The sequence below is a fragment of the Pseudomonas oryzihabitans genome (assembly GCF_014522265.1).
Taxonomy (GTDB): Bacteria; Pseudomonadota; Gammaproteobacteria; order Pseudomonadales; family Pseudomonadaceae; genus Chryseomonas; species Chryseomonas aestiva.
In genome coordinates, this window is record NZ_CP017024.1 from 2,044,213 (window position 1) to 2,065,210 (window position 20,998).

General features: G+C 60.4%; 23 protein-coding genes. All 23 read left to right on the plus strand.

The genetic code is table 11. The features are described 5' to 3' along the window. Positions 1 to 140: 140 nt before the first annotated feature. The 23 genes from rplJ to rpsN all read left to right on the plus strand — a co-directional run bounded on the left by rplJ (position 141) and on the right by rpsN (position 20,864). Positions 141 to 641 carry a 50S ribosomal protein L10 gene (gene rplJ, locus BGI51_RS09375; RefSeq protein ID WP_017641868.1) on the plus strand — a complete coding sequence of 167 codons (501 nt, stop codon included), beginning with the start codon at positions 141 to 143 and terminating at the stop codon, positions 639 to 641. 79 nt (positions 642 to 720) lie between these two features. Next, entirely contained in the window at positions 721 to 1,089 is a 369-nt protein-coding gene (rplL, locus tag BGI51_RS09380; protein WP_059316466.1) for a 50S ribosomal protein L7/L12, read from the plus strand. A gap of 224 nt (positions 1,090 to 1,313) precedes the next feature. Continuing rightward, positions 1,314 to 5,387, plus strand: coding sequence for a DNA-directed RNA polymerase subunit beta (gene rpoB / locus BGI51_RS09385; RefSeq protein ID WP_158893046.1), 4,074 nt, complete (start codon positions 1,314 to 1,316; stop codon positions 5,385 to 5,387). A 62-nt stretch (positions 5,388 to 5,449) separates the two neighbouring features. Continuing rightward, on the plus strand, positions 5,450 to 9,649 hold the full coding sequence (rpoC, locus tag BGI51_RS09390) for a DNA-directed RNA polymerase subunit beta' (protein WP_187980952.1): 4,200 nt from the start codon (positions 5,450 to 5,452) through the stop codon (positions 9,647 to 9,649). A gap of 165 nt (positions 9,650 to 9,814) precedes the next feature. Then, entirely contained in the window at positions 9,815 to 10,186 is a 372-nt protein-coding gene (gene rpsL / locus BGI51_RS09395) for a 30S ribosomal protein S12 (RefSeq protein WP_007163089.1), read from the plus strand. An 86-nt stretch (positions 10,187 to 10,272) separates the two neighbouring features. Continuing rightward, positions 10,273 to 10,746, plus strand: a complete 474-nt coding sequence (gene rpsG / locus BGI51_RS09400; RefSeq protein WP_007163088.1) for a 30S ribosomal protein S7 — start codon at positions 10,273 to 10,275, stop codon at positions 10,744 to 10,746. A gap of 30 nt (positions 10,747 to 10,776) precedes the next feature. After that, positions 10,777 to 12,879, plus strand: coding sequence for an elongation factor G (fusA, locus tag BGI51_RS09405; RefSeq protein ID WP_133860558.1), 2,103 nt, complete (start codon positions 10,777 to 10,779; stop codon positions 12,877 to 12,879). A gap of 28 nt (positions 12,880 to 12,907) precedes the next feature. Next, on the plus strand, positions 12,908 to 14,101 hold the full coding sequence (tuf, locus tag BGI51_RS09410) for an elongation factor Tu (protein ID WP_133860552.1): 1,194 nt from the start codon (positions 12,908 to 12,910) through the stop codon (positions 14,099 to 14,101). Positions 14,102 to 14,272: 171 nt separating this feature from the next. After that, positions 14,273 to 14,584 carry a 30S ribosomal protein S10 gene (rpsJ, locus tag BGI51_RS09415; protein ID WP_003243886.1) on the plus strand — a complete coding sequence of 104 codons (312 nt, stop codon included), beginning with the start codon at positions 14,273 to 14,275 and terminating at the stop codon, positions 14,582 to 14,584. Between the two features lie 84 nt (positions 14,585 to 14,668). Then, complete coding sequence (gene rplC, locus BGI51_RS09420; RefSeq protein WP_007161251.1) at positions 14,669 to 15,304, plus strand: 50S ribosomal protein L3; 636 nt, start codon at positions 14,669 to 14,671, stop codon at positions 15,302 to 15,304. A 13-nt stretch (positions 15,305 to 15,317) separates the two neighbouring features. Beyond that, positions 15,318 to 15,920: a 50S ribosomal protein L4 gene (rplD, locus tag BGI51_RS09425; protein ID WP_017640279.1), complete on the plus strand. Its 603-nt coding sequence runs from the start codon at positions 15,318 to 15,320 to the stop codon at positions 15,918 to 15,920. Next, the gene (rplW, locus tag BGI51_RS09430) at positions 15,917 to 16,216 is read left to right on the plus strand and encodes a 50S ribosomal protein L23 (RefSeq protein WP_007161249.1); all 300 of its coding nucleotides are present in this window, start codon (positions 15,917 to 15,919) and stop codon (positions 16,214 to 16,216) included. Before rplD ends, rplW begins: the two co-directional genes overlap by 4 nt. A gap of 12 nt (positions 16,217 to 16,228) precedes the next feature. Then, positions 16,229 to 17,050, plus strand: coding sequence for a 50S ribosomal protein L2 (rplB, locus tag BGI51_RS09435; protein ID WP_007161248.1), 822 nt, complete (start codon positions 16,229 to 16,231; stop codon positions 17,048 to 17,050). An 18-nt stretch (positions 17,051 to 17,068) separates the two neighbouring features. Then, a complete protein-coding gene (rpsS, locus tag BGI51_RS09440) occupies positions 17,069 to 17,344 on the plus strand; it encodes a 30S ribosomal protein S19 (protein ID WP_007161247.1) in 276 nt (91 codons plus the stop codon). Between the two features lie 12 nt (positions 17,345 to 17,356). Continuing rightward, on the plus strand, positions 17,357 to 17,689 hold the full coding sequence (gene rplV, locus BGI51_RS09445; RefSeq protein WP_007161246.1) for a 50S ribosomal protein L22: 333 nt from the start codon (positions 17,357 to 17,359) through the stop codon (positions 17,687 to 17,689). Between the two features lie 13 nt (positions 17,690 to 17,702). Beyond that, a complete protein-coding gene (gene rpsC, locus BGI51_RS09450; RefSeq protein ID WP_007161245.1) occupies positions 17,703 to 18,392 on the plus strand; it encodes a 30S ribosomal protein S3 in 690 nt (229 codons plus the stop codon). A gap of 12 nt (positions 18,393 to 18,404) precedes the next feature. Next, positions 18,405 to 18,818 carry a 50S ribosomal protein L16 gene (rplP, locus tag BGI51_RS09455; RefSeq protein ID WP_017640282.1) on the plus strand — a complete coding sequence of 138 codons (414 nt, stop codon included), beginning with the start codon at positions 18,405 to 18,407 and terminating at the stop codon, positions 18,816 to 18,818. Further along, positions 18,818 to 19,009 (plus strand): 50S ribosomal protein L29, encoded by a 192-nt coding sequence (gene rpmC / locus BGI51_RS09460; protein WP_007161243.1) that lies wholly within the window; start codon positions 18,818 to 18,820, stop codon positions 19,007 to 19,009. Before rplP ends, rpmC begins: the two co-directional genes overlap by 1 nt. A gap of 2 nt (positions 19,010 to 19,011) precedes the next feature. After that, positions 19,012 to 19,278: a 30S ribosomal protein S17 gene (gene rpsQ / locus BGI51_RS09465; RefSeq protein ID WP_007161242.1), complete on the plus strand. Its 267-nt coding sequence runs from the start codon at positions 19,012 to 19,014 to the stop codon at positions 19,276 to 19,278. Between the two features lie 12 nt (positions 19,279 to 19,290). Beyond that, positions 19,291 to 19,659 (plus strand): 50S ribosomal protein L14, encoded by a 369-nt coding sequence (gene rplN, locus BGI51_RS09470; RefSeq protein WP_007161241.1) that lies wholly within the window; start codon positions 19,291 to 19,293, stop codon positions 19,657 to 19,659. Between the two features lie 12 nt (positions 19,660 to 19,671). Then, positions 19,672 to 19,986 (plus strand): 50S ribosomal protein L24, encoded by a 315-nt coding sequence (rplX, locus tag BGI51_RS09475; protein ID WP_017640283.1) that lies wholly within the window; start codon positions 19,672 to 19,674, stop codon positions 19,984 to 19,986. A 19-nt stretch (positions 19,987 to 20,005) separates the two neighbouring features. Continuing rightward, positions 20,006 to 20,545, plus strand: coding sequence for a 50S ribosomal protein L5 (gene rplE, locus BGI51_RS09480; protein WP_007161239.1), 540 nt, complete (start codon positions 20,006 to 20,008; stop codon positions 20,543 to 20,545). Positions 20,546 to 20,558: 13 nt separating this feature from the next. Beyond that, complete coding sequence (gene rpsN, locus BGI51_RS09485) at positions 20,559 to 20,864, plus strand: 30S ribosomal protein S14 (protein WP_017640284.1); 306 nt, start codon at positions 20,559 to 20,561, stop codon at positions 20,862 to 20,864. Positions 20,865 to 20,998: the final 134 nt, after the last annotated feature.

Sequence of the window (20,998 nt, forward strand, 5' to 3'; positions counted from 1 at the left end):
CCAAGACCGTAGGGGACGCAGGTCTTAAACCGGGGAAACCCCAGCCTACGCAGATGGTGCTCCCGATTCGGTTACCGAGTCAGACACCAAAACGCCGCCCAGTCCATCGGGCGAAACGGTAACATCCAGGAGTTAAACCCGTGGCAATCAAACTCGAAGACAAGAAGGCTATCGTCGCTGAAGTCAACGAGGCTGCCCAAGGTGCCCTGTCCGCTGTCGTGGCCGATGCCCGTGGCGTGACTGTGGGTGCCATGACCGGACTCCGTAAAGAGGCCCGCGCGGCTGGTGTCTATGTACGTGTCGTACGTAACACCCTGCTGCGTCGTGCCGTTGAAGGCACGTCTTTCGACGTTCTCAACGACACCTTCAAGGGCCCGACCCTGATCGCGTTCTCCCAGGAGCATCCGGGCGCTGCCGCCCGTATCTTCAAGGATTTCGCCAAGGGTCAGGACAAGTTCGAGATCAAGGCCGCCGCGTTCGAAGGCAAGCTCATCCCGGCTAACCAGATCGACGTACTGGCAACTCTGCCGACCTACGACGAAGCTGTGTCCCAGCTGATGAGTGTCATCCAGGGCGCTACCAGCAAGCTGGCTCGTACCCTCGCCGCCATTCGCGACCAAAAGGAAGCTGCCGCCGCCTAATCGCGCGTGCTGCGTTTCCTGCAAGTCTTTCTTATTATTTGCGGCCTGAAGCCGCACCCTGTTATAGGAATCTAGAGTCATGGCTCTGACCAACGAAGACATCATCAACGCCGTATCCGAAATGTCCGTCATGCAAGTGGTGGAACTGATCAAGGCGATGGAAGAGAAGTTCGGCGTGACCGCCGCTGCCGCCGCTGCCGCTGGCCCGGCTGCTGCCGCTGCCGTCGTCGAAGAGCAGACCGAATTCACCATCATGTTGACCGAAACCGGCGACAAGAAAGTGAACGTCATCAAGGTCGTTCGTGAACTGACCGGTCTGGGCCTGAAAGAAGCCAAGGCTGTCGTTGACGGCGCCCCGGGCGTGGTCAAGGAAGGCGTCTCCAAAGAGGAAGGCGAAGCTGCCAAGAAGGCTCTGGAAGAAGCAGGCGCCAAGGTCGAGCTCAAGTAAGTTCGGTTCTTGCGTCTACAGCCGCAACGTTTCACGTTCGGCTGATGGCTGGTGGCGAACGCCACCGGCCTTTTGCCGTTTTGTACAGAGCGAGCATATCCGCCTGACAAGATGCGCTGTATCCACCTCGCTCTCGGGGTGCGGCAAACCAAGGGTTTGCACGATTTTCCGGCTGCTCCCGTCGGAGAGGCCAAACAAGCTGGTGACCAAGCTGGGGAACGCTGATGGCTTACTCATACACTGAGAAAAAACGTATCCGCAAGGACTTTAGCAAGTTGCCGCACGTCATGGACGTGCCCTATTTGCTGGCTATCCAACTGGATTCGTACCGCGAATTCCTGCAGGCGGGCGCAGGCAAAGACCAGTTCCGCGATATCGGCCTGCATGCGGCCTTCAAGTCCGTTTTCCCGATTATCAGCTATTCCGGCAATGCGGCCCTGGAATACGTCGGCTATCGCCTGGGCGAGCCGGCTTTCGATGTGAAGGAATGCGTCCTGCGCGGCGTGACCTTCGCCGTCCCGCTGCGGGTCAAGGTTCGCCTGATCATTTTCGACCGCGAGTCGTCGAACAAGGCGATCAAGGACATCAAGGAGCAGGAAGTCTACATGGGGGAAATCCCCCTGATGACCGAGAACGGTACCTTCATCATCAATGGTACCGAGCGCGTCATCGTGTCCCAGCTGCACCGCAGCCCGGGCGTGTTCTTCGACCACGACCGCGGCAAGACCCACAGCTCGGGCAAGCTACTGTACTCGGCGCGCATCATTCCCTACCGCGGCTCCTGGCTCGACTTCGAGTTCGATCCCAAGGATGCGGTATTCGTCCGTATCGACCGTCGCCGCAAGCTGCCGGCCTCGGTACTGCTGCGCGCGCTCGGCTACAGCACCGAAGAGGTGCTGGATGCGTTCTATGACACCAACACCTTCCACATCAAGGGTGAGATGCTGACGTTCGAGCTGGTGCCCCAGCGCCTGCGCGGCGACATCGCCAGCTTCGACATCAAGGATGGCAGCGGCAAGGTGATCGTGGAGCAGGGCCGTCGGGTGACCGCTCGCCACATCAACCAGCTGGAAAAATCCGGTCTGAGCGAGCTGGAAGTGCCCTTCGATTACGTCATTGGCCGTACCACCGCCAAGGCTGTCGTGCACCCGTCCACTGGCGAGATCATCGCCGAGTGCAACACCGAACTGACCCTGGACATGCTGGCCAAGATGGCCAAGGCCAATGTCGTGCAGTTCGAGACGCTGTACACCAACGACATCGACTGCGGTCCGTTCATCTCCGATACCCTGAAGATCGACTCCACCGGCAACCAGCTGGAAGCCCTGGTCGAGATCTACCGGATGATGCGTCCCGGCGAGCCGCCGACCAAGGAAGCTGCCGAGACCCTGTTCAACAACCTGTTCTTCAGCGCCGAGCGTTACGACCTGTCCGCTGTCGGCCGCATGAAGTTCAACCGCCGTATCGGTCGCGACGCCATCGAAGGCTCGGGCGTCCTGAGTCGCGAAGACATCGTCGATGTGCTCAAGACTCTGGTCGACATCCGTAACGGCAAGGGCATCGTCGACGACATCGACCACCTGGGTAACCGCCGTGTCCGTTGCGTCGGTGAAATGGCCGAGAACCAGTTCCGCGTGGGCCTGGTGCGGGTAGAGCGTGCCGTCAAGGAACGCCTGTCCATGGCCGAGAGCGAAGGCCTGATGCCGCAGGATCTGATCAACGCCAAGCCCGTGGCCGCCGCGATCAAGGAATTCTTCGGTTCCAGCCAGCTGTCCCAGTTCATGGACCAGAACAACCCGCTGTCGGAGATCACCCACAAGCGCCGCGTCTCCGCACTCGGCCCGGGCGGTCTGACCCGTGAGCGTGCCGGCTTCGAAGTCCGTGACGTACACCCGACGCACTACGGCCGGGTCTGCCCGATCGAAACGCCGGAAGGTCCGAACATCGGCCTGATCAACTCCCTGGCTGCCTATGCCCGCACCAATCAGTACGGCTTCCTCGAAAGCCCGTACCGCATGGTCAAGGACGGCGTGGCCACCGACGAGATCGTCTTCCTGTCGGCCATTGAAGAAGCCAACCATGTGATCGCACAGGCTTCTGCAGGGCTGGACGAGAACAACCGGCTGATCGACGAGCTGGTAGCCGTGCGTCATCTGAACGAATTCACCGTCAAGGCGCCCGAAGACGTCACCCTGATGGACGTTTCGCCCAAGCAGGTCGTCTCCGTCGCCGCCTCGCTGATTCCGTTCCTCGAGCACGACGACGCCAACCGCGCGCTGATGGGTTCCAACATGCAGCGTCAGGCCGTGCCGACCCTGCGTTCGGACAAGCCGCTGGTCGGTACCGGCATGGAGCGCAACGTCGCCCGTGACTCCGGCGTCTGCGTCGTCGCCCGTCGGGGTGGCGTGATCGACTCCGTCGATGCCAGCCGTATCGTGGTGCGCGTCAATGATGACGAAGTCGAGACCGGTGAAGCCGGCGTCGACATCTACAACCTGACCAAGTACACCCGTTCCAACCAGAACACCTGCATCAACCAGCGTCCGCTGGTGAGCAAGGGTGATCAGGTGGCCAAGTTCGACATCCTGGCCGATGGCCCCTCGACCGACATGGGCGAGCTGGCACTGGGTCAGAACATGCGCGTAGCCTTCATGCCCTGGAACGGCTTCAACTTCGAAGACTCCATCTGTCTATCGGAGCGCGTGGTCCAGGAAGATCGCTTCACCACCATCCACATCCAGGAACTAACCTGTGTGGCCCGTGACACCAAGCTCGGCCCGGAGGAAATCACCTCCGACATCCCGAACGTGGGTGAGGCTGCGCTGAACAAGCTGGACGAGGCCGGTATCGTTTACGTCGGTGCCGAAGTCGGTGCCGGTGACATCCTGGTCGGCAAGGTCACGCCCAAGGGCGAAACCCAGCTGACTCCGGAAGAGAAGCTGCTGCGCGCCATCTTCGGCGAGAAGGCCAGCGACGTGAAGGACACCTCCCTGCGTGTGCCCACCGGCACCAAGGGTACCGTCATCGACGTCCAGGTCTTCACCCGTGACGGCGTCGAGCGCGACTCCCGCGCCCTGGCCATCGAGAAGTCCCAGCTCGACGAGATCCGCAAGGATCTGAACGAGGAGTTCCGCATCGTCGAAGGCGCGACCTTCGAGCGTCTTCGTCAGGCCCTGGTCGGTCAGGTCGCCGAAGGCGGCCCGGCGGTCAAGAAGGGTGCCGTCATCACCGACGAGTACCTGAACGGCCTCGAGCGTGGTCAGTGGTTCAAGCTGCGCATGGCGGAAGATGCTCACAACGAGCAGCTGGAAAAGGCCCAGGCCTACCTGTCCGACCGTCGCCAGCTGCTGGATGACAAGTTCGAAGACAAGAAGCGCAAGCTGCAGCAGGGCGATGACCTGGCGCCGGGCGTACTGAAGATCGTCAAGGTCTACCTCGCCATCAAGCGCCGTATCCAGCCGGGCGACAAGATGGCCGGTCGTCACGGTAACAAGGGTGTGGTCTCGGTGATCATGCCGGTCGAAGACATGCCCTACGACGCCAACGGCACGCCGGTGGACATCGTGCTGAATCCGCTGGGCGTACCTTCGCGGATGAACGTCGGTCAGATCCTCGAAACCCACCTGGGCCTCGCGGCCAAGGGCCTGGGCGAGAAGATCAACGTGATGATCGAGGAGCAGCGCAAGGTTGCCGAACTGCGCAGCTTCCTGCACGAGATCTACAACGAGATCGGTGGCCGTCAGGAGAAGCTCGACGACCTGAGCGATAAGGAAGTCCTTGACCTGGCGAAGAACCTGCGTGGCGGTGTGCCCATGGCCACCCCGGTGTTCGACGGTGCCAAGGAAAGCGAGATCAAGGCTATGCTGAAGCTGGCCGATCTGCCGGAGAGTGGCCAGATGCGTCTGTACGACGGCCGCACCGGCAATGCCTTCGAGCGCACCACCACCGTCGGCTACATGTACATGCTCAAGCTGAACCACCTGGTGGACGACAAGATGCACGCCCGTTCCACCGGTTCCTACAGCCTGGTTACCCAGCAGCCGCTGGGTGGTAAGGCGCAGTTCGGTGGTCAGCGTTTCGGGGAGATGGAGGTCTGGGCACTGGAGGCCTATGGCGCGGCTTACACCCTGCAGGAAATGCTGACGGTGAAGTCGGACGATGTGAACGGCCGGACCAAGATGTACAAGAACATCGTGGACGGGGATCACCGCATGGAGGCCGGCATGCCCGAGTCCTTCAACGTACTGATCAAGGAAATCCGCTCGCTCGGCATCGATATCGAACTGGAAACCGAATAACACGAGACCCTAGAGGAGGCGACCGCGCGGCGGTCGCCTCCGGTCCGTGAGGAGGAAAGGCCTTGAAAGACTTGCTCAATCTGTTGAAAAACCAGGGTCAACTCGAGGAGTTCGATGCCATCCGTATCGGTCTGGCCTCGCCCGAGATGATTCGTTCCTGGTCGTTCGGTGAAGTGAAGAAGCCGGAGACCATCAACTACCGTACCTTCAAGCCCGAGCGCGATGGTCTGTTCTGCGCCAAGATATTTGGCCCGGTCAAGGACTACGAGTGCCTGTGCGGAAAGTACAAGCGCCTCAAGCACCGCGGCGTGATCTGCGAGAAGTGCGGCGTGGAAGTCGCCCTGGCCAAGGTGCGCCGCGAGCGCATGGGTCACATCGAGCTGGCTTCGCCCGTCGCCCACATCTGGTTCCTGAAGTCGCTGCCGTCGCGTATCGGCCTGCTGCTGGACATGACCCTGCGTGACATCGAGCGCGTGCTCTATTTCGAGAGCTACGTGGTGATTGATCCGGGCATGACCACCCTCGAGAAGTACCAGCTGCTGAACGACGAGCAGTACTTCGAGGCACTGGAAGAATTCGGTGACGACTTCGACGCCCGCATGGGTGCGGAAGCCGTATTCCAGCTGCTCGGCGCCATTGATCTGGAGCACGAGATCGGTCGCCTGCGCGAAGAGATTCCGCAGACCAACTCCGAGACCAAGATCAAGAAGCTGTCCAAGCGCCTGAAGCTGATGGAAGCCTTCCAGGGTTCCGGCAACAAGCCGGAGTGGATGGTCATGACCGTGCTGCCCGTGCTGCCGCCGGACCTGCGTCCGCTGGTACCGCTGGATGGCGGTCGCTTCGCGACCTCCGACCTGAACGATCTCTATCGTCGCGTCATCAACCGGAACAACCGCCTCAAGCGGCTGCTCGACCTCGCCGCGCCCGACATCATCGTGCGCAACGAGAAGCGCATGCTGCAGGAAGCCGTTGACGCCCTGCTGGACAACGGCCGTCGCGGCCGGGCCATCACCGGCTCCAACAAGCGCCCGCTGAAGTCCCTGGCCGACATGATCAAGGGCAAGCAGGGTCGTTTCCGTCAGAACCTGCTGGGCAAGCGCGTCGACTACTCCGGTCGTTCCGTTATCACCGTGGGCCCGACCCTGCGTCTGCACCAGTGCGGTCTGCCCAAGAAGATGGCGCTGGAGCTGTTCAAGCCGTTCATCTTCGGCAAGCTGGAAGCCCGCGGCATGGCGACCACCATCAAGGCCGCCAAGAAGATGGTCGAGCGCGAACTGCCCGAGGTCTGGGACGTTCTCGCCGAAGTCATCCGCGAACACCCGGTGCTGCTCAACCGCGCCCCGACCCTGCACCGTCTGGGTATCCAGGCGTTCGAGCCGGTCCTCATCGAAGGCAAGGCCATCCAGCTGCACCCGCTGGTCTGCGCCGCGTACAACGCCGACTTCGACGGTGACCAGATGGCCGTGCACGTGCCGCTGACGCTGGAAGCCCAGCTGGAAGCGCGCGCCCTGATGATGTCGACCAACAACATCCTGTCGCCCGCCAACGGCGAGCCGATCATCGTGCCGTCGCAGGACGTGGTGCTGGGTCTGTACTACATGACCCGCGAAGCCATCAACGCCAAGGGCGAAGGCCGCGTGTTCGCCGACCTGCAGGAAGTCGATCGCGTCTTCCGTGCCGGCGAAGCCGCCCTGCATGCCAAGGTCAAGGTGCGCATCAACGAGACCATCCGTCACAAGGACGGCAGCCTGACCAAGAACACCCGCATCGTCGACACCACCGTCGGCCGCGCGCTGCTGTTCCAGGTCGTGCCTGCCGGTCTGCCGTATGACGTGGTCAACCAGTCGATGAAGAAGAAGGCCATCTCCAAGCTGATCAACCACTGCTACCGCGTGGTGGGTCTGAAGGACACCGTCATCTTCGCCGACCAGCTGATGTACACCGGTTTCGCCTATTCGACCCTGTCCGGCGTCTCCATCGGCGTCAACGACTTCGTCATTCCGGATGAGAAGGCGCGCATCATCGATGCTGCCACCGCCGAGGTGAAGGAGATCGAGAGCCAGTACGCCTCCGGCCTGGTGACCCAGGGCGAGAAGTACAACAAGGTGATCGACCTCTGGTCGAAGGCCAACGACGAAGTGTCCAAGGCGATGATGACCAACCTCTCGAAAGAGAAGGTCATCGACCGCGCGGGCAAGGAAGTCGATCAGGAGTCCTTCAACTCCATGTATATGATGGCCGATTCCGGCGCCCGGGGTTCCGCGGCCCAGATTCGTCAGCTCGCCGGCATGCGTGGCCTGATGGCCAAGCCGGACGGCTCCATCATCGAGACGCCCATTACCGCCAACTTCCGTGAAGGCCTGAACGTACTCCAGTACTTCATCTCCACCCACGGTGCCCGTAAGGGTCTCGCGGATACCGCACTGAAGACCGCGAACTCCGGTTACCTGACCCGTCGTCTAGTCGACGTGGCCCAGGACCTGGTGGTGACCGAGGTCGACTGCGGTACCGAGCGCGGCCTGATCATGACCCCGCACATCGAAGGCGGCGACGTGGTCGAGCCCCTGGGTGAGCGCGTGCTGGGTCGAGTCATCGCCCGTGACGTGCCCAAGCCGGGTACCGACGAGATCATCGTGCCGGCCGGCACCCTGGTCGACGAGCGCTGGGTCGAGTTCCTCGAGCTCAACAGCGTCGACGAAGTCGTGGTGCGTTCGCCGATCACCTGCGAAACCCGTCATGGCATCTGCGCCAAGTGCTACGGTCGCGATCTGGCTCGCGGTCATCAGGTCAACATCGGTGAAGCGGTCGGCGTCATCGCCGCCCAGTCCATCGGTGAGCCGGGTACCCAGCTGACCATGCGTACCTTCCACATCGGTGGTGCGGCCAGCCGGACCTCCGCGGCCGACAGCGTCCAGGTCAAGAACGGCGGCGCCATCCGCCTGCACAACCTGAAGCACGTCGAACGTGCCGATGGCGCCCTGGTTGCCGTGTCCCGTTCCGGTGAGCTGGCCATCGCCGACGACTTCGGTCGCGAGCGCGAGCGCTACAAGCTGCCCTACGGTGCAGTGATTTCGGTCAAGGAAGGCGACAAGGTCGACGCTGGCGCCATCGTCGCCAAGTGGGACCCGCACACCCACCCCATCGTCACCGAGATGGACGGTACCGTGGCCTTCGTCGGCATGGAGGAGGGCATCACCATCAAGCGCCAGACCGACGAACTGACCGGTCTGACCAACATCGAGGTGCTCGACGCCAAGGATCGTCCGACGTCCGGCAAGGACATCCGTCCGGCGGTCAAGCTGATCGACGCCAATGGCAAGGACCTGCTGCTGCCGGGTACCGACGTACCGGCCCAGTACTTCCTGCCGCCGAACGCGCTGGTCAACCTGAGCGACGGTGCCAAGGTGCATGTGGGTGACGTTATCGCCCGTATCCCCCAGGAAACCTCCAAGACCCGCGACATCACCGGTGGTCTGCCCCGCGTGGCCGACCTCTTCGAGGCGCGTCGTCCCAAGGAGCCGGCAATCCTGGCGGAGATCAGCGGTACCATCTCCTTTGGCAAGGAAACCAAGGGCAAGCGTCGTCTGGTCATCACCCCGACCGATGGCACCGATCCCTACGAGGAGCTGATTCCGAAGTGGCGCCACCTGAACGTCTTCGAAGGCGAACAGGTAAGCCGCGGCGAAGTCATCTCCGACGGTCCGAGCAACCCGCACGATATCCTGCGTCTGCTGGGTGTCAGCGCGCTGGCCAAGTACATCGTCAACGAGATCCAGGACGTGTACCGTCTGCAGGGCGTGAAGATCAACGACAAGCACATCGAGACCATCCTGCGGCAGATGCTGCGCAAGGTCGAAGTGAGCGACACCGGCGACTCGAGCTTCATCAAGGGCGATCAGGTCGAACTGACCCACGTCCTGGAAGAGAACGAGCAACTGGTGGGCAATGATCGTTTCGTCGCCAAGTACGAGCGCGTCCTGCTGGGTATCACCAAGGCTTCGCTGTCCACCGAGTCCTTCATCTCGGCCGCTTCCTTCCAGGAGACCACCCGTGTCCTGACCGAAGCCGCCGTGACCGGCAAGCGCGACTTCCTGCGCGGCCTGAAGGAAAACGTGGTAGTGGGTCGTCTGATCCCGGCCGGTACCGGTCTGGCCTACCACAGCGAGCGCAAGCGCCAGCGCGAACTCGGCAAGCCGCAGCGCGTGAGCGCCAGCGAGGCCGAAGCCGCCCTGACCGAGGCGCTGAACTCCAGCGCCAGCTGAGTTCGGTAGCAGGTCTCGCTTGACAAAGCCCCCGGCGCCCCAGGCGTCCGGGGGCTTTGTCTTGACTGGAGCGCCCAAGCTCTTTAGACTTTCGTTCCCCGAAAATGGGCAGGACTGACGTTCTGCTATTTCGTTTATGTCGCAAGACAATCAGTGGAGCTATAGATGGCAACTATCAACCAGCTGGTGCGTAGTGCACGCAAGCGTATCGTCGAGAAATCCGACGTGCCTGCGCTGCAAAACTGCCCGCAACGTCGTGGCGTGTGCACCCGCGTGTACACCACCACTCCCAAGAAGCCCAACTCCGCACTGCGGAAGGTCTGCCGTGTACGTCTGACCAACGGCTTCGAAGTCACCTCCTACATCGGCGGTGAAGGTCACAATCTGCAGGAACACAGCGTCGTGCTGATCCGCGGTGGCCGGGTCAAGGATCTGCCGGGTGTGCGTTATCACACCGTGCGCGGCTCGCTGGACACCACCGGTGTGAAGGACCGCAAGCAGGGCCGTTCCAAGTACGGCACCAAGCGTCCGAAGTAATCACCTTTCTTTTTGTTCGAGTCGATAAGAGTAAGGTCGGGCAACGAGTCCCGAGCTAACCTGAAGACCGTTTTGAGGGCTTATCAATGCCAAGACGTCGTGTAGCGGCCAAGCGCGAAATACTTGACGATCCGAAATACGGAAGCCAGATCCTGGCCAAGTTCATGAACCACGTGATGGAGAGCGGCAAGAAAGCCGTTGCCGAGCGTATCGTTTATGGTGCTCTGGACAAGGTCAAAGAGCGTTCCAAGAATGCCGAACCCCTGGAAGTTTTCGAAAAAGCGCTCGACGCCATCGCTCCGCTGGTCGAAGTGAAGTCCCGCCGTGTCGGCGGTGCTACCTACCAGGTGCCGGTTGAGGTTCGTCCTTCCCGTCGTAATGCCCTGGCCATGCGCTGGCTGGTGGACTCCGCGCGCAAGCGTGGTGAGAAGTCCATGGCTCTGCGCCTGGCGGGTGAACTCATGGACGCTTTTGAAGGCAAGGGTGCCGCAGTCAAGAAGCGCGAAGACGTGCATCGCATGGCAGAAGCCAACAAGGCCTTCTCGCACTACCGCTTCTAAGCCTAGCGCTTCCAATCAAGCGAGGACCTTATGGCTCGTACAACCGCTATTAACCGCTATCGGAACATCGGTATCTGCGCCCACGTGGACGCAGGTAAGACGACTACCACCGAGCGGATTCTGTTCTATACCGGCGTGAACCACAAAATGGGTGAGGTTCACGACGGCGCTGCGACCATGGACTGGATGGTGCAGGAGCAGGAGCGTGGTATCACCATCACCTCCGCTGCCACCACCGCGTTCTGGTCCGGTTCGACCAAGCAGTACGACAAGTACCGCGTAAACATCATCGATACCCCCGGCCACGTGGACTTCACCATTGAGGTGGAGCGTTCCCTGCGCGTGCTGGACGGTGCGGTCGTAGTGTTCTGCGGTACCTCCGGTGTCGAGCCCCAGTCCGAAACCGTATGGCGTCAGGCCAACAAGTACGGCGTCCCGCGCATCGTCTACGTCAACAAGATGGACCGTGCCGGTGCCAACTTCCTGCGCGTCGTCGAGCAGATCAAGAAGCGCCTGGGCCACACTCCGGTCCCGGTTCAGCTGGCCATCGGCGCGGAAGAGAACTTCCTGGGCCAGATCGACCTGCTGAAGATGAAGGCCATCTTCTGGAACGATGACGACCAGGGCATGACCTATCGCGAGGAAGACATTCCTGCGGACATGCTGGCCGATGCCGAGCAGTGGCGCTCCAACATGGTCGAGGCTGCGGCCGAAGCCAACGAAGAGCTGATGAACAAGTACCTGGAAGGTGGCGAGCTGTCGATCGACGAGATCAAGGCCGGCCTGCGTCAGCGTACCATCGCCTGCGAAATCGTCCCGGCCGTCTGCGGTTCGTCCTTCAAGAACAAGGGCGTGCCCCTGGTTCTGGACGCCGTGATCGACTTCCTGCCGGCGCCGGTCGAGATTCCCGCGATCAAGGGTACCAACCCGGACAACGAGGAAATCCACGACGAGCGTCACGCAGACGATAACGAGCCCTTCTCGGCTCTGGCGTTCAAGATCGCTACCGACCCCTTCGTGGGTACCTTGACCTTCGCCCGCGTCTACTCGGGTGTACTGAGCTCCGGTGACTCCGTCATCAACTCGGTGAAGGGCAAGAAGGAGCGCGTCGGCCGTATGGTGCAGATGCACGCCAACACCCGTGAAGAGATCAAGGAAGTTCGTGCTGGCGACATCGCCGCCCTGATCGGCATGAAGGACGTCACCACCGGTGACACCCTGTGCTCGATCGAGAAGCCGATCATCCTCGAGCGCATGGACTTCCCGGAGCCGGTGATTTCGGTCGCCGTCGAGCCGAAGACCAAGGCCGACCAGGAAAAGATGGGTATCGCACTGGGCAAGCTGGCTCAGGAAGATCCCTCGTTCCGCGTCAAGACCGACGAAGAGTCCGGTCAGACCATCATCTCCGGCATGGGCGAGCTGCACCTGGACATCCTGGTGGACCGCATGAAGCGCGAATTCGGCGTGGAAGCGAACATCGGTAAGCCTCAGGTCGCCTACCGCGAAACCATCCGCAACACCTGCGAGATCGAAGGCAAGTTCGTTCGCCAGTCGGGTGGTCGTGGCCAGTTCGGTCACTGCTGGATTCGCTTCGCGCCGGCCGACGAAGGTCAGGAAGGTCTGGAGTTCGTCAGCGAAGTCGTGGGTGGTGTGATTCCGAAGGAATACATCCCGGCGATCCAGAAGGGCATCGAAGAGCAGATGAAGAACGGCATCGTTGCCGGCTATCCGCTGCTCGGCCTGAAGGCCGCTGTGTTCGATGGTTCCTACCACGACGTCGACTCCAACGAGATGGCGTTCAAGATCGCCGCCTCCATGGCGACCAAGCAGCTCACCCAGAAGGGTGGTGCCGTGCTGCTCGAGCCGATCATGAAGGTCGAGGTCGTGACCCCGGAAGACTACATGGGCGACGTCATGGGCGACCTGAACCGTCGTCGTGGCCTGATCCAGGGTATGGAAGACACCGTGACCGGCAAGGTCATCCGTGCCGAGGTTCCGCTGGGCGAGATGTTTGGCTACGCTACGGATGTCCGCTCCATGTCTCAGGGTCGCGCAAGCTACTCCATGGAGTTCTCCAAGTACGCCGAAGCTCCGTCGAACATCGCCGAAGCCATCATCAAGAAACAAGCTTAATCAGCGCTTTGACTAGAGGTTTTATCTCGTGGCTAAAGAAAAATTCGAACGTAACAAACCGCACCTGAACGTGGGCACCATCGGTCACGTTGACCATGGCAAGACCACTCTGACCGCTGCGCTGACCAAAGTCTGTGCCGACACCTGGGGCGGTTCCGCTCGTGGTTTCGACCAGATCGACAACGCGCCGGAAGAAAAGGCTCGTGGTATCACCATCAACACCTCCCACGTTGAGTACGACTCGGCGATCCGTCACTACGCGCACGTCGACTGCCCCGGCCACGCCGACTACGTGAAGAACATGATCACCGGTGCTGCCCAGATGGACGGCGCGATCCTGGTTTGCTCGGCTGCTGACGGCCCCATGCCGCAGACCCGCGAGCACATCCTGCTGTCCCGTCAGGTAGGCGTTCCCTACATCGTCGTGTTCCTGAACAAGGCCGACATGGTTGACGACGCCGAGCTGCTGGAACTGGTCGAGATGGAAGTTCGCGATCTGCTGAACACCTACGACTTCCCGGGCGACGACACCCCGATCGTGATCGGCTCCGCGCTGATGGCGCTGAACGGCAACGACGACAACGAAATGGGTACCTCTGCCGTGCGCAAGCTGGTCGAGACCCTGGACTCGTACATCCCCGAGCCCGAGCGTGCCATCGACAAGCCGTTCCTGATGCCGATCGAGGACGTGTTCTCGATCTCCGGTCGCGGCACCGTGGTCACCGGTCGTGTCGAGCGTGGCATCGTCCGCATCCAGGAAGAAGTCGAGATCGTGGGCATCAAGGCCACCGTCAAGACCACCTGCACCGGCGTTGAAATGTTCCGCAAGCTGCTGGACGAAGGCCGTGCTGGCGAGAACGTCGGCGTGCTGCTGCGTGGCACCAAGCGTGAAGACGTGGAGCGTGGCCAGGTTCTGGCCAAGCCGAACACCATCAAGCCGCACACCAAGTTCGAGTGCGAAGTGTACGTGCTGTCCAAGGAAGAAGGCGGTCGTCACACCCCGTTCTTCAAGGGCTACCGTCCGCAGTTCTACTTCCGCACCACCGACGTGACCGGTAACTGCGAGCTGCCGGAAGGCGTCGAGATGGTGATGCCGGGCGACAACATCAAGATGGTTGTCACCCTGATCGCTCCGATCGCGATGGAAGACGGTCTGCGTTTCGCCATCCGTGAAGGCGGTCGTACCGTCGGCGCCGGCGTGGTTGCCAAGATCATCGAGTAATCGATTGATCTGAAACGAAAAAAGGCCCCTCGGGGCCTTTTTTCTTGCCTCGTGAAATTGACAGATGGCAAAAGAGGCGTTCTTGACAGCCGCTGGCGACATCCTTAGAATTGCGCCTCCTTTAATCGGGCACCTTTTTGTCCGAGAGGAAAGCTTGGAGTCTGAGGTCAAATGCAAAATCAACAAATCCGTATTCGGTTGAAGGCTTTTGATCATCGCCTGATCGATCAATCCACCCAGGAAATCGTAGAAACTGCGAAACGTACTGGTGCTCAGGTGCGTGGTCCGATTCCTCTGCCTACCCGCAAGGAACGTTACACAGTGCTGATTTCTCCGCACGTCAACAAGGACGCTCGTGACCAGTACGAAATTCGTACCCACAAGCGTGTGCTCGACATCGTTCAGCCCACCGACAAGACCGTCGATGCGCTGATGAAGCTCGATCTCGCCGCTGGCGTTGAAGTGCAAATCAGCCTCGGCTGAGACCGTCAAGGTTTCAGTCGTGTAACGCTCTGAAATGGGCGGCCATAGCGGGTGAAAGCCCCGTACACTCAAGAGGTTCTCAACATGACGATTGGTTTAGTCGGTCGTAAATGCGGTATGACCCGCGTTTTCACCGAAGAAGGCGTTTCCGTTCCGGTCACGGTCATTGAGATCGAGCCGAATCGCGTAACCCAATTCAAGAGCGAAGAAACCGATGGCTATCGCGCCATTCAGGTAACCGTGGGCGAGCGTCGTGCTTCCCGCGTGACCAAGGCGCAAGCCGGTCACTTCGCCAAGGCCAGCGTTGCTGCTGGTCGTAGCGTCCTCGAATTCCGCCTGGAAGACGGTGAGTACAAGGCAGGTGACGAAGTTACCGTAGCCCTGTTCGAAGCCGGTCAGATGGTTGATGTCACTGGTCAGTCCAAAGGTAAGGGCTACGCCGGTACCATCAAGCGCTGGAACTTCCGTGGTCAGGACAACACCCACGGTAACTCCGTTTCCCACCGTGCACCTGGTTCCATCGGCCAGTGCCAGACTCCTGGTCGAGTGTTCAAGGGCAAGAAAATGTCCGGTCACCTGGGTGCGGAGCGTGTAACCGTTCAGTCGCTGGAAGTCGTGCGTGTAGACGCCGAGCGCAACCTGCTGCTGGTCAAGGGTGCCGTCCCCGGCGCGCCGGGTGGTGACGTGATCGTGCGTCCCGCTGTCAAGGCCCGTGGTTGAGAGGAGAGAGAACATGCAACTCAATGTGAATGGCTCTCAAGCTATCGAAGTCTCTGAGCACACCTTCGGCGGTGAATTCAACGAGACCCTGGTTCACCAGGCAGTCGTCGCCTACATGGCTGGCGGTCGTCAGGGCACCCGTGCCCAGAAGACCCGTTCCGAAGTCCGTGGCGGCGGCAAGAAGCCCTGGCGTCAGAAGGGCAGCGGTCGTGCCCGTGCCGGTACCATCCGCAGCCCCATCTGGCGCTCCGGTGGCGTGGCTTTCGCAGCCAAGCCCCAGGATCACAGCCAGAAGCTGAACAAGAAGATGTACCGCGCTGCACTGCGCTCCATCCTCGCCGAGCTGGTCCGTCTGGATCGTCTGGTCGTGGTTGACGACTTCGCCGTCGATGCGCCCAAGACCAAGACCCTGGTCAGCAAGCTGGACGGCCTGGGCCTGAGCGACGTGCTGATCGTGACCGACGCTGTCGACCAGAATCTGTATCTGGCCGCCCGCAACCTGCCTTTCGTCGACGTGCGTGATGTCCAGGGTTCCGACCCGGTCAGCCTGATCGCCTACGACAAGGTGCTGGTCACTGTGTCCGCCGTGAAGAAATTCGAGGAGCTGCTGGCATGAACCAGGAACGCGTATTCAAAGTGCTGCTTGGCCCGCACATCTCCGAGAAGGCCACCATGCTGGCGGACAGCCAGAAGCAGTTCGTATTCAAGGTTGCCACCGATGCAACCAAGCTGGAAATCAAGAAGGCCGTCGAGCAGCTGTTCGAGGTCAAGGTCCGCAGCGTCAGCACCCTGAACGTCCAGGGCAAGACCAAGCGTACCGCTCGTGGTCTGGGCAAGCGTAACGACTGGAAAAAAGCGTACATCGCGCTCCAGCCGGGCCAGGATCTCGACTTTTCCAGCAGCGCCGAGTAATCAGGGGGCATCATGGCAATCGTAAAATGCAAGCCGACCTCCGCTGGCCGCCGCTTTGTGGTCAAGGTGGTCAACTCCGATCTGCACAAAGGCGCGCCTTACGCTCCTTTGCTGGAGAAGAAGAGCAAGTCCGGCGGCCGTAACAACAATGGTCGTATCACCACTCGCCACATCGGCGGTGGTCACAAGCAGCACTACCGTCTGGTCGATTTCCGTCGCAACAAGGATGGCATCCCTGCCGTCGTTGAGCGTATCGAATACGATCCGAACCGTACTGCACACATCGCTCTGCTGAAGTACGCCGATGGCGAGCGTCGCTACATCATCGCCCCCAAGGGCGTTGCTGCCGGTGACCAGCTGCTGTCCGGCGCTGGCGCGCCCATCAAGGCTGGCAACAACCTGCCGCTGCGTAACGTGCCGGTCGGTAGCACCATCCACGGTATCGAGCTGAAGCCTGGCAAAGGCGCTCAGATCGCTCGCTCCGCGGGTACCTCCGCTCAGCTGGTCGCCCGCGAAGGCGCCTACGTCACCGTGCGTCTGCGCAGCGGTGAAATGCGCAAGGTGCTGTCCGAGTGCCGTGCCACCCTGGGCGAAGTGTCCAACGGTGAGCACAGCCTGCGTTCGCTGGGTAAGGCCGGTGCCACCCGCTGGCGTGGCGTGCGTCCGACCGTTCGTGGTGTTGCCATGAACCCGGTCGATCACCCGCACGGTGGTGGTGAAGGTCGTACTTCCGGTGGCCGTCATCCGGTTTCGCCGTGGGGCGTCAAGACCAAGGGTCTCAAGACGCGCTCCAACAAGCGTACCGACAAGATGATTGTCCGTCGCGGCAAGTAATCAGTAGAGGATTCGACTGTGCCCCGTTCTCTGAAGAAAGGTCCTTTTATCGATCTTCACCTGTTGAAGAAGATCGAAGTTGCGGTGGAAAAGAACGAACGCAAACCGATCAAAACCTGGTCGCGTCGTTCGATGATCCTGCCGCAGATGGTCGGTCTGACCATCGCTGTGCACAACGGTCGTCAACATGTCCCCGTTCTGGTGAACGAAGACATGGTCGGCCACAAACTCGGCGAGTTCGCTGCTACCCGCACCTATCGCGGTCATGCGGCTGACAAGAAAGCCAAGCGTTAAGGGGTAAGGAAGATGGAAGTAGCCGCTAAGCTGTCGGGCGCTCGTATCTCCGCCCAGAAAGCCCGCTTGGTCGCCGACCAGATCCGCGGGAAGAAGGTGGGCGAAGCGCTCAACCTGTTGACTTTCAGCAGCAAGAAAGCCGCTGAAATCATGAAGAAGGTGCTGGAGTCGGCTGTTGCCAACGCCGAGCACAATGAAGGCGCCGATGTGGACGACCTGAAGGTTTCCACTGTCTTCGTAAACGAAGGTCGTTCGCTCAAGCGCATCATGCCGCGTGCCAAAGGTCGTGCTGATCGCATCGTGAAGCGGTCTTGCCATATCACGGTCAAGGTTGCGGACAAGTAACGGAGTCGATCAGATGGGTCAGAAAGTACATCCCAATGGCATTCGCCTGGGTATCGTCAAGGAGCACACTTCGGTCTGGTACGCGGATAAGCGCACTTATGCGGACTATCTGCTGGCCGACCTGAAGGTTCGTGAGTACCTCCAGGACAAACTAAAAAGCGCGTCCGTAAGCCGTATCGATATTCATCGCCCGGCTCAAACCGCACGCATCACCATCCACACCGCCCGTCCCGGTATCGTGATCGGCAAGAAAGGTGAGGATGTCGAGAAGCTGCGTCAGGACCTGACCGCAAGAATGGGTGTGCCCGTGCACATCAACATCGAAGAGATCCGCAAGCCGGAGCTCGACGGTGCCCTGGTTGCGCAGAGCGTTGCGCAGCAGCTTGAGCGTCGTGTGATGTTCCGTCGTGCCATGAAGCGCGCCGTGCAGAACGCGATCCGCATTGGTGCCAAAGGCATCAAGATTCAGGTGAGCGGTCGTCTGGGCGGTGCTGAAATCGCCCGTACCGAGTGGTATCGCGAAGGTCGTGTGCCCCTGCACACCCTGCGTGCCGATATCGACTACGCCACTGCGGAAGCTCACACCACTTACGGTGTGATCGGTGTGAAGGTCTGGATCTTCAAGGGTGAGGTCATTGGTGGCCGCCAGGAAGAGCTCAAGCCCGTCGCCCCGGCTCCGCGCAAAAAAGCTGCTGCTAAGTAAGGAGTACGCAACATGCTGCAACCCAAGCGTACAAAATTCCGCAAGCAGATGACCGGCCACAACCGTGGTCTGGCTCATCGCGGTAGCAAGGTCAGCTTCGGCGAGTACGCGCTGAAGGCTGTCGGCCGTGGCCGTCTGACCGCTCGCCAGATCGAATCCGCACGTCGTGCGCTGACCCGTCACGTAAAGCGTGGCGGCAAGATCTGGATCCGCGTCTTCCCTGACAAGCCTGTCACCAAGAAGCCTCTCGAAGTGCGGATGGGTAAAGGTAAGGGTAGTGTCGAGTACTGGGTAGCCCAGATCCAGCCGGGCAAGGTCCTGTACGAGATCGAGGGTGTTTCCGAGGATCTGGCTCGTCAGGCATTTGCCCTGGCCGCTGCCAAGCTTCCGCTCGAAACCTCCTTTGTTAAGCGGACGGTGATGTGATGAAAGCGAAAGATTTGCGTGAGAAATCCGTAGAGGAGCTGAACGAGCAGCTTCTCAACCTGCTGCGTGACCAGTTCAATCTGCGTATGCAGAAGGCAACTGGCCAGTTGGGTCAGTCTCACATGCTCTCGCAAGTGAAGCGCGACATCGCTCGCGTCAAGACTGTGCTGAACCAGCAGGCAGGTAAGTGATCATGGCTGAAGCTGAAAAAACTGTCCGTACGCTGACCGGCCGAGTGGTCAGCGACAAGATGGACAAAACCGTCACCGTACTGATCGAGCGTCGCGTCAAGCACCCGATCTACGGCAAATACGTGAAGCGTTCCACCAAGCTGCACGCTCACGACGAAACCAATCAGTGCCGCATTGGTGACCTGGTCACCATTCGCGAAACCCGCCCGCTGGCCAAGACCAAGGCGTGGACCCTGGTTGACGTCGTCGAGCGCGCCGTTCAGGTATAAGGGTAGAGAGCCATGATCCAGACTCAATCCATGCTTGACGTCGCCGACAACAGCGGCGCTCGTCGCGTGATGTGCATCAAGGTGCTCGGCGGTTCCCACCGCCGTTACGCCGGCATTGGCGACATCATCAAAGTCACCGTCAAGGAAGCAATTCCGCGCGGCAAGGTGAAGAAAGGTCAGGTGATGACTGCAGTCGTCGTGCGTACCAAGCACGGCGTCCGCCGCACCGACGGTTCCATCATCCGCTTCGACGGCAACGCCGCGGTTCTGCTGAACAACAAGCAAGAGCCGATTGGCACCCGTATCTTTGGGCCGGTGACCCGTGAACTTCGCTCCGAGAAGTTCATGAAGATCGTCTCCCTTGCCCCCGAAGTGCTGTAAGGAGTAGCCGACATGCAAAAGATTCGTCGTGACGACGAGGTAATCGTCATTGCCGGCAAGGACAAGGGCAAGCGTGGCAAGGTGCTGAAGGTGCTCGCCGATGACCGTCTGGTCGTTGGTGGGGTCAACCTGATCAAGCGCCACACCAAGCCCAACCCCATGCTGGGTGTTCAGGGTGGCATCGTAGAGAAAGAAGCTCCTCTGCATGTCTCCAACGTTGCCATTTTCAACTCCGAGACCAACAAGGCTGACCGCGTTGGTTTCAAAGTCGAAGACGGCAAGAAGATTCGTATCTTCAAGTCGACCCAAAAAGCGGTCCAGGCCTGAAGCTGCTAGGTAGATCACCATGGCTCGATTGAAAGAGATTTATCGGAAGGAAATCGCGCCCAAGCTGAAAGAGCAGCTTCAGCTGGGTAACGTGATGGAAGTTCCGCGCATCACCAAGATCACCTTGAACATGGGTCTGGGCGAAGCGGTCGGTGATAAGAAAATCATCGACAACGCTGTAGCTGACCTGGAAAAGATCGCTGGTCAAAAGCCGGTCGTGACTTATGCCCGCAATTCCATTGCTGGCTTCAAGATTCGCGAAGGCTGGCCGATCGGCGTCAAGGTGACCCTGCGTAGCGATCGCATGTATGAATTCCTGGATCGTCTGCTGTCCATCTCCCTGCCGCGCGTGCGTGACTTCCGCGGCCTGAATGCCAAGTCCTTCGATGGTCGTGGCAACTACAGCATGGGCGTGAAAGAGCAGATCATCTTCCCGGAAATCGATTACGACAAGATCGATGCGCTGCGTGGTATGGACATCACCCTGACCACCACCGCTCGTACCGACGAGGAAGGCCGTGCGCTGCTGCGCGCGTTCAACTTCCCGTTCCGTAACTGATTGAGGTCTTCAGATGGCTAAGCAAAGCATGATTAACCGCGAGCTGAAGCGTCAGCAGACGGTTGCCAAGTACGCCAAGAAGCGCGCCGAGCTGAAGGCGACCATCGGTAATGTCAACGCCTCCCCCGAGGACCGTTGGAATGCCCAGGTCGCCCTGCAGAAGCAGCCCCGTGACGCCAGCGCCAGCCGCATGCGTAACCGCTGCCGCCTGACCGGTCGTCCGCATGGCGTGTACCGCAAGTTCGGTCTGTCCCGCATCAAGCTGCGTGAAGCAGCCATGCGCGGTGACGTGCCCGGCCTGGTGAAGGCCAGCTGGTAACAGCTAGCGCCTTTCATCGCGGTAATTGAATCAAGCCCCTTTTGGGGCTTGATTCGTTTCAGGCTGGTCTCTAGAATGCTCGGCTCGCCCGAATCGGCCTATTGCCGAGGGGTGATTTTGAGAGCCGGTAGGCT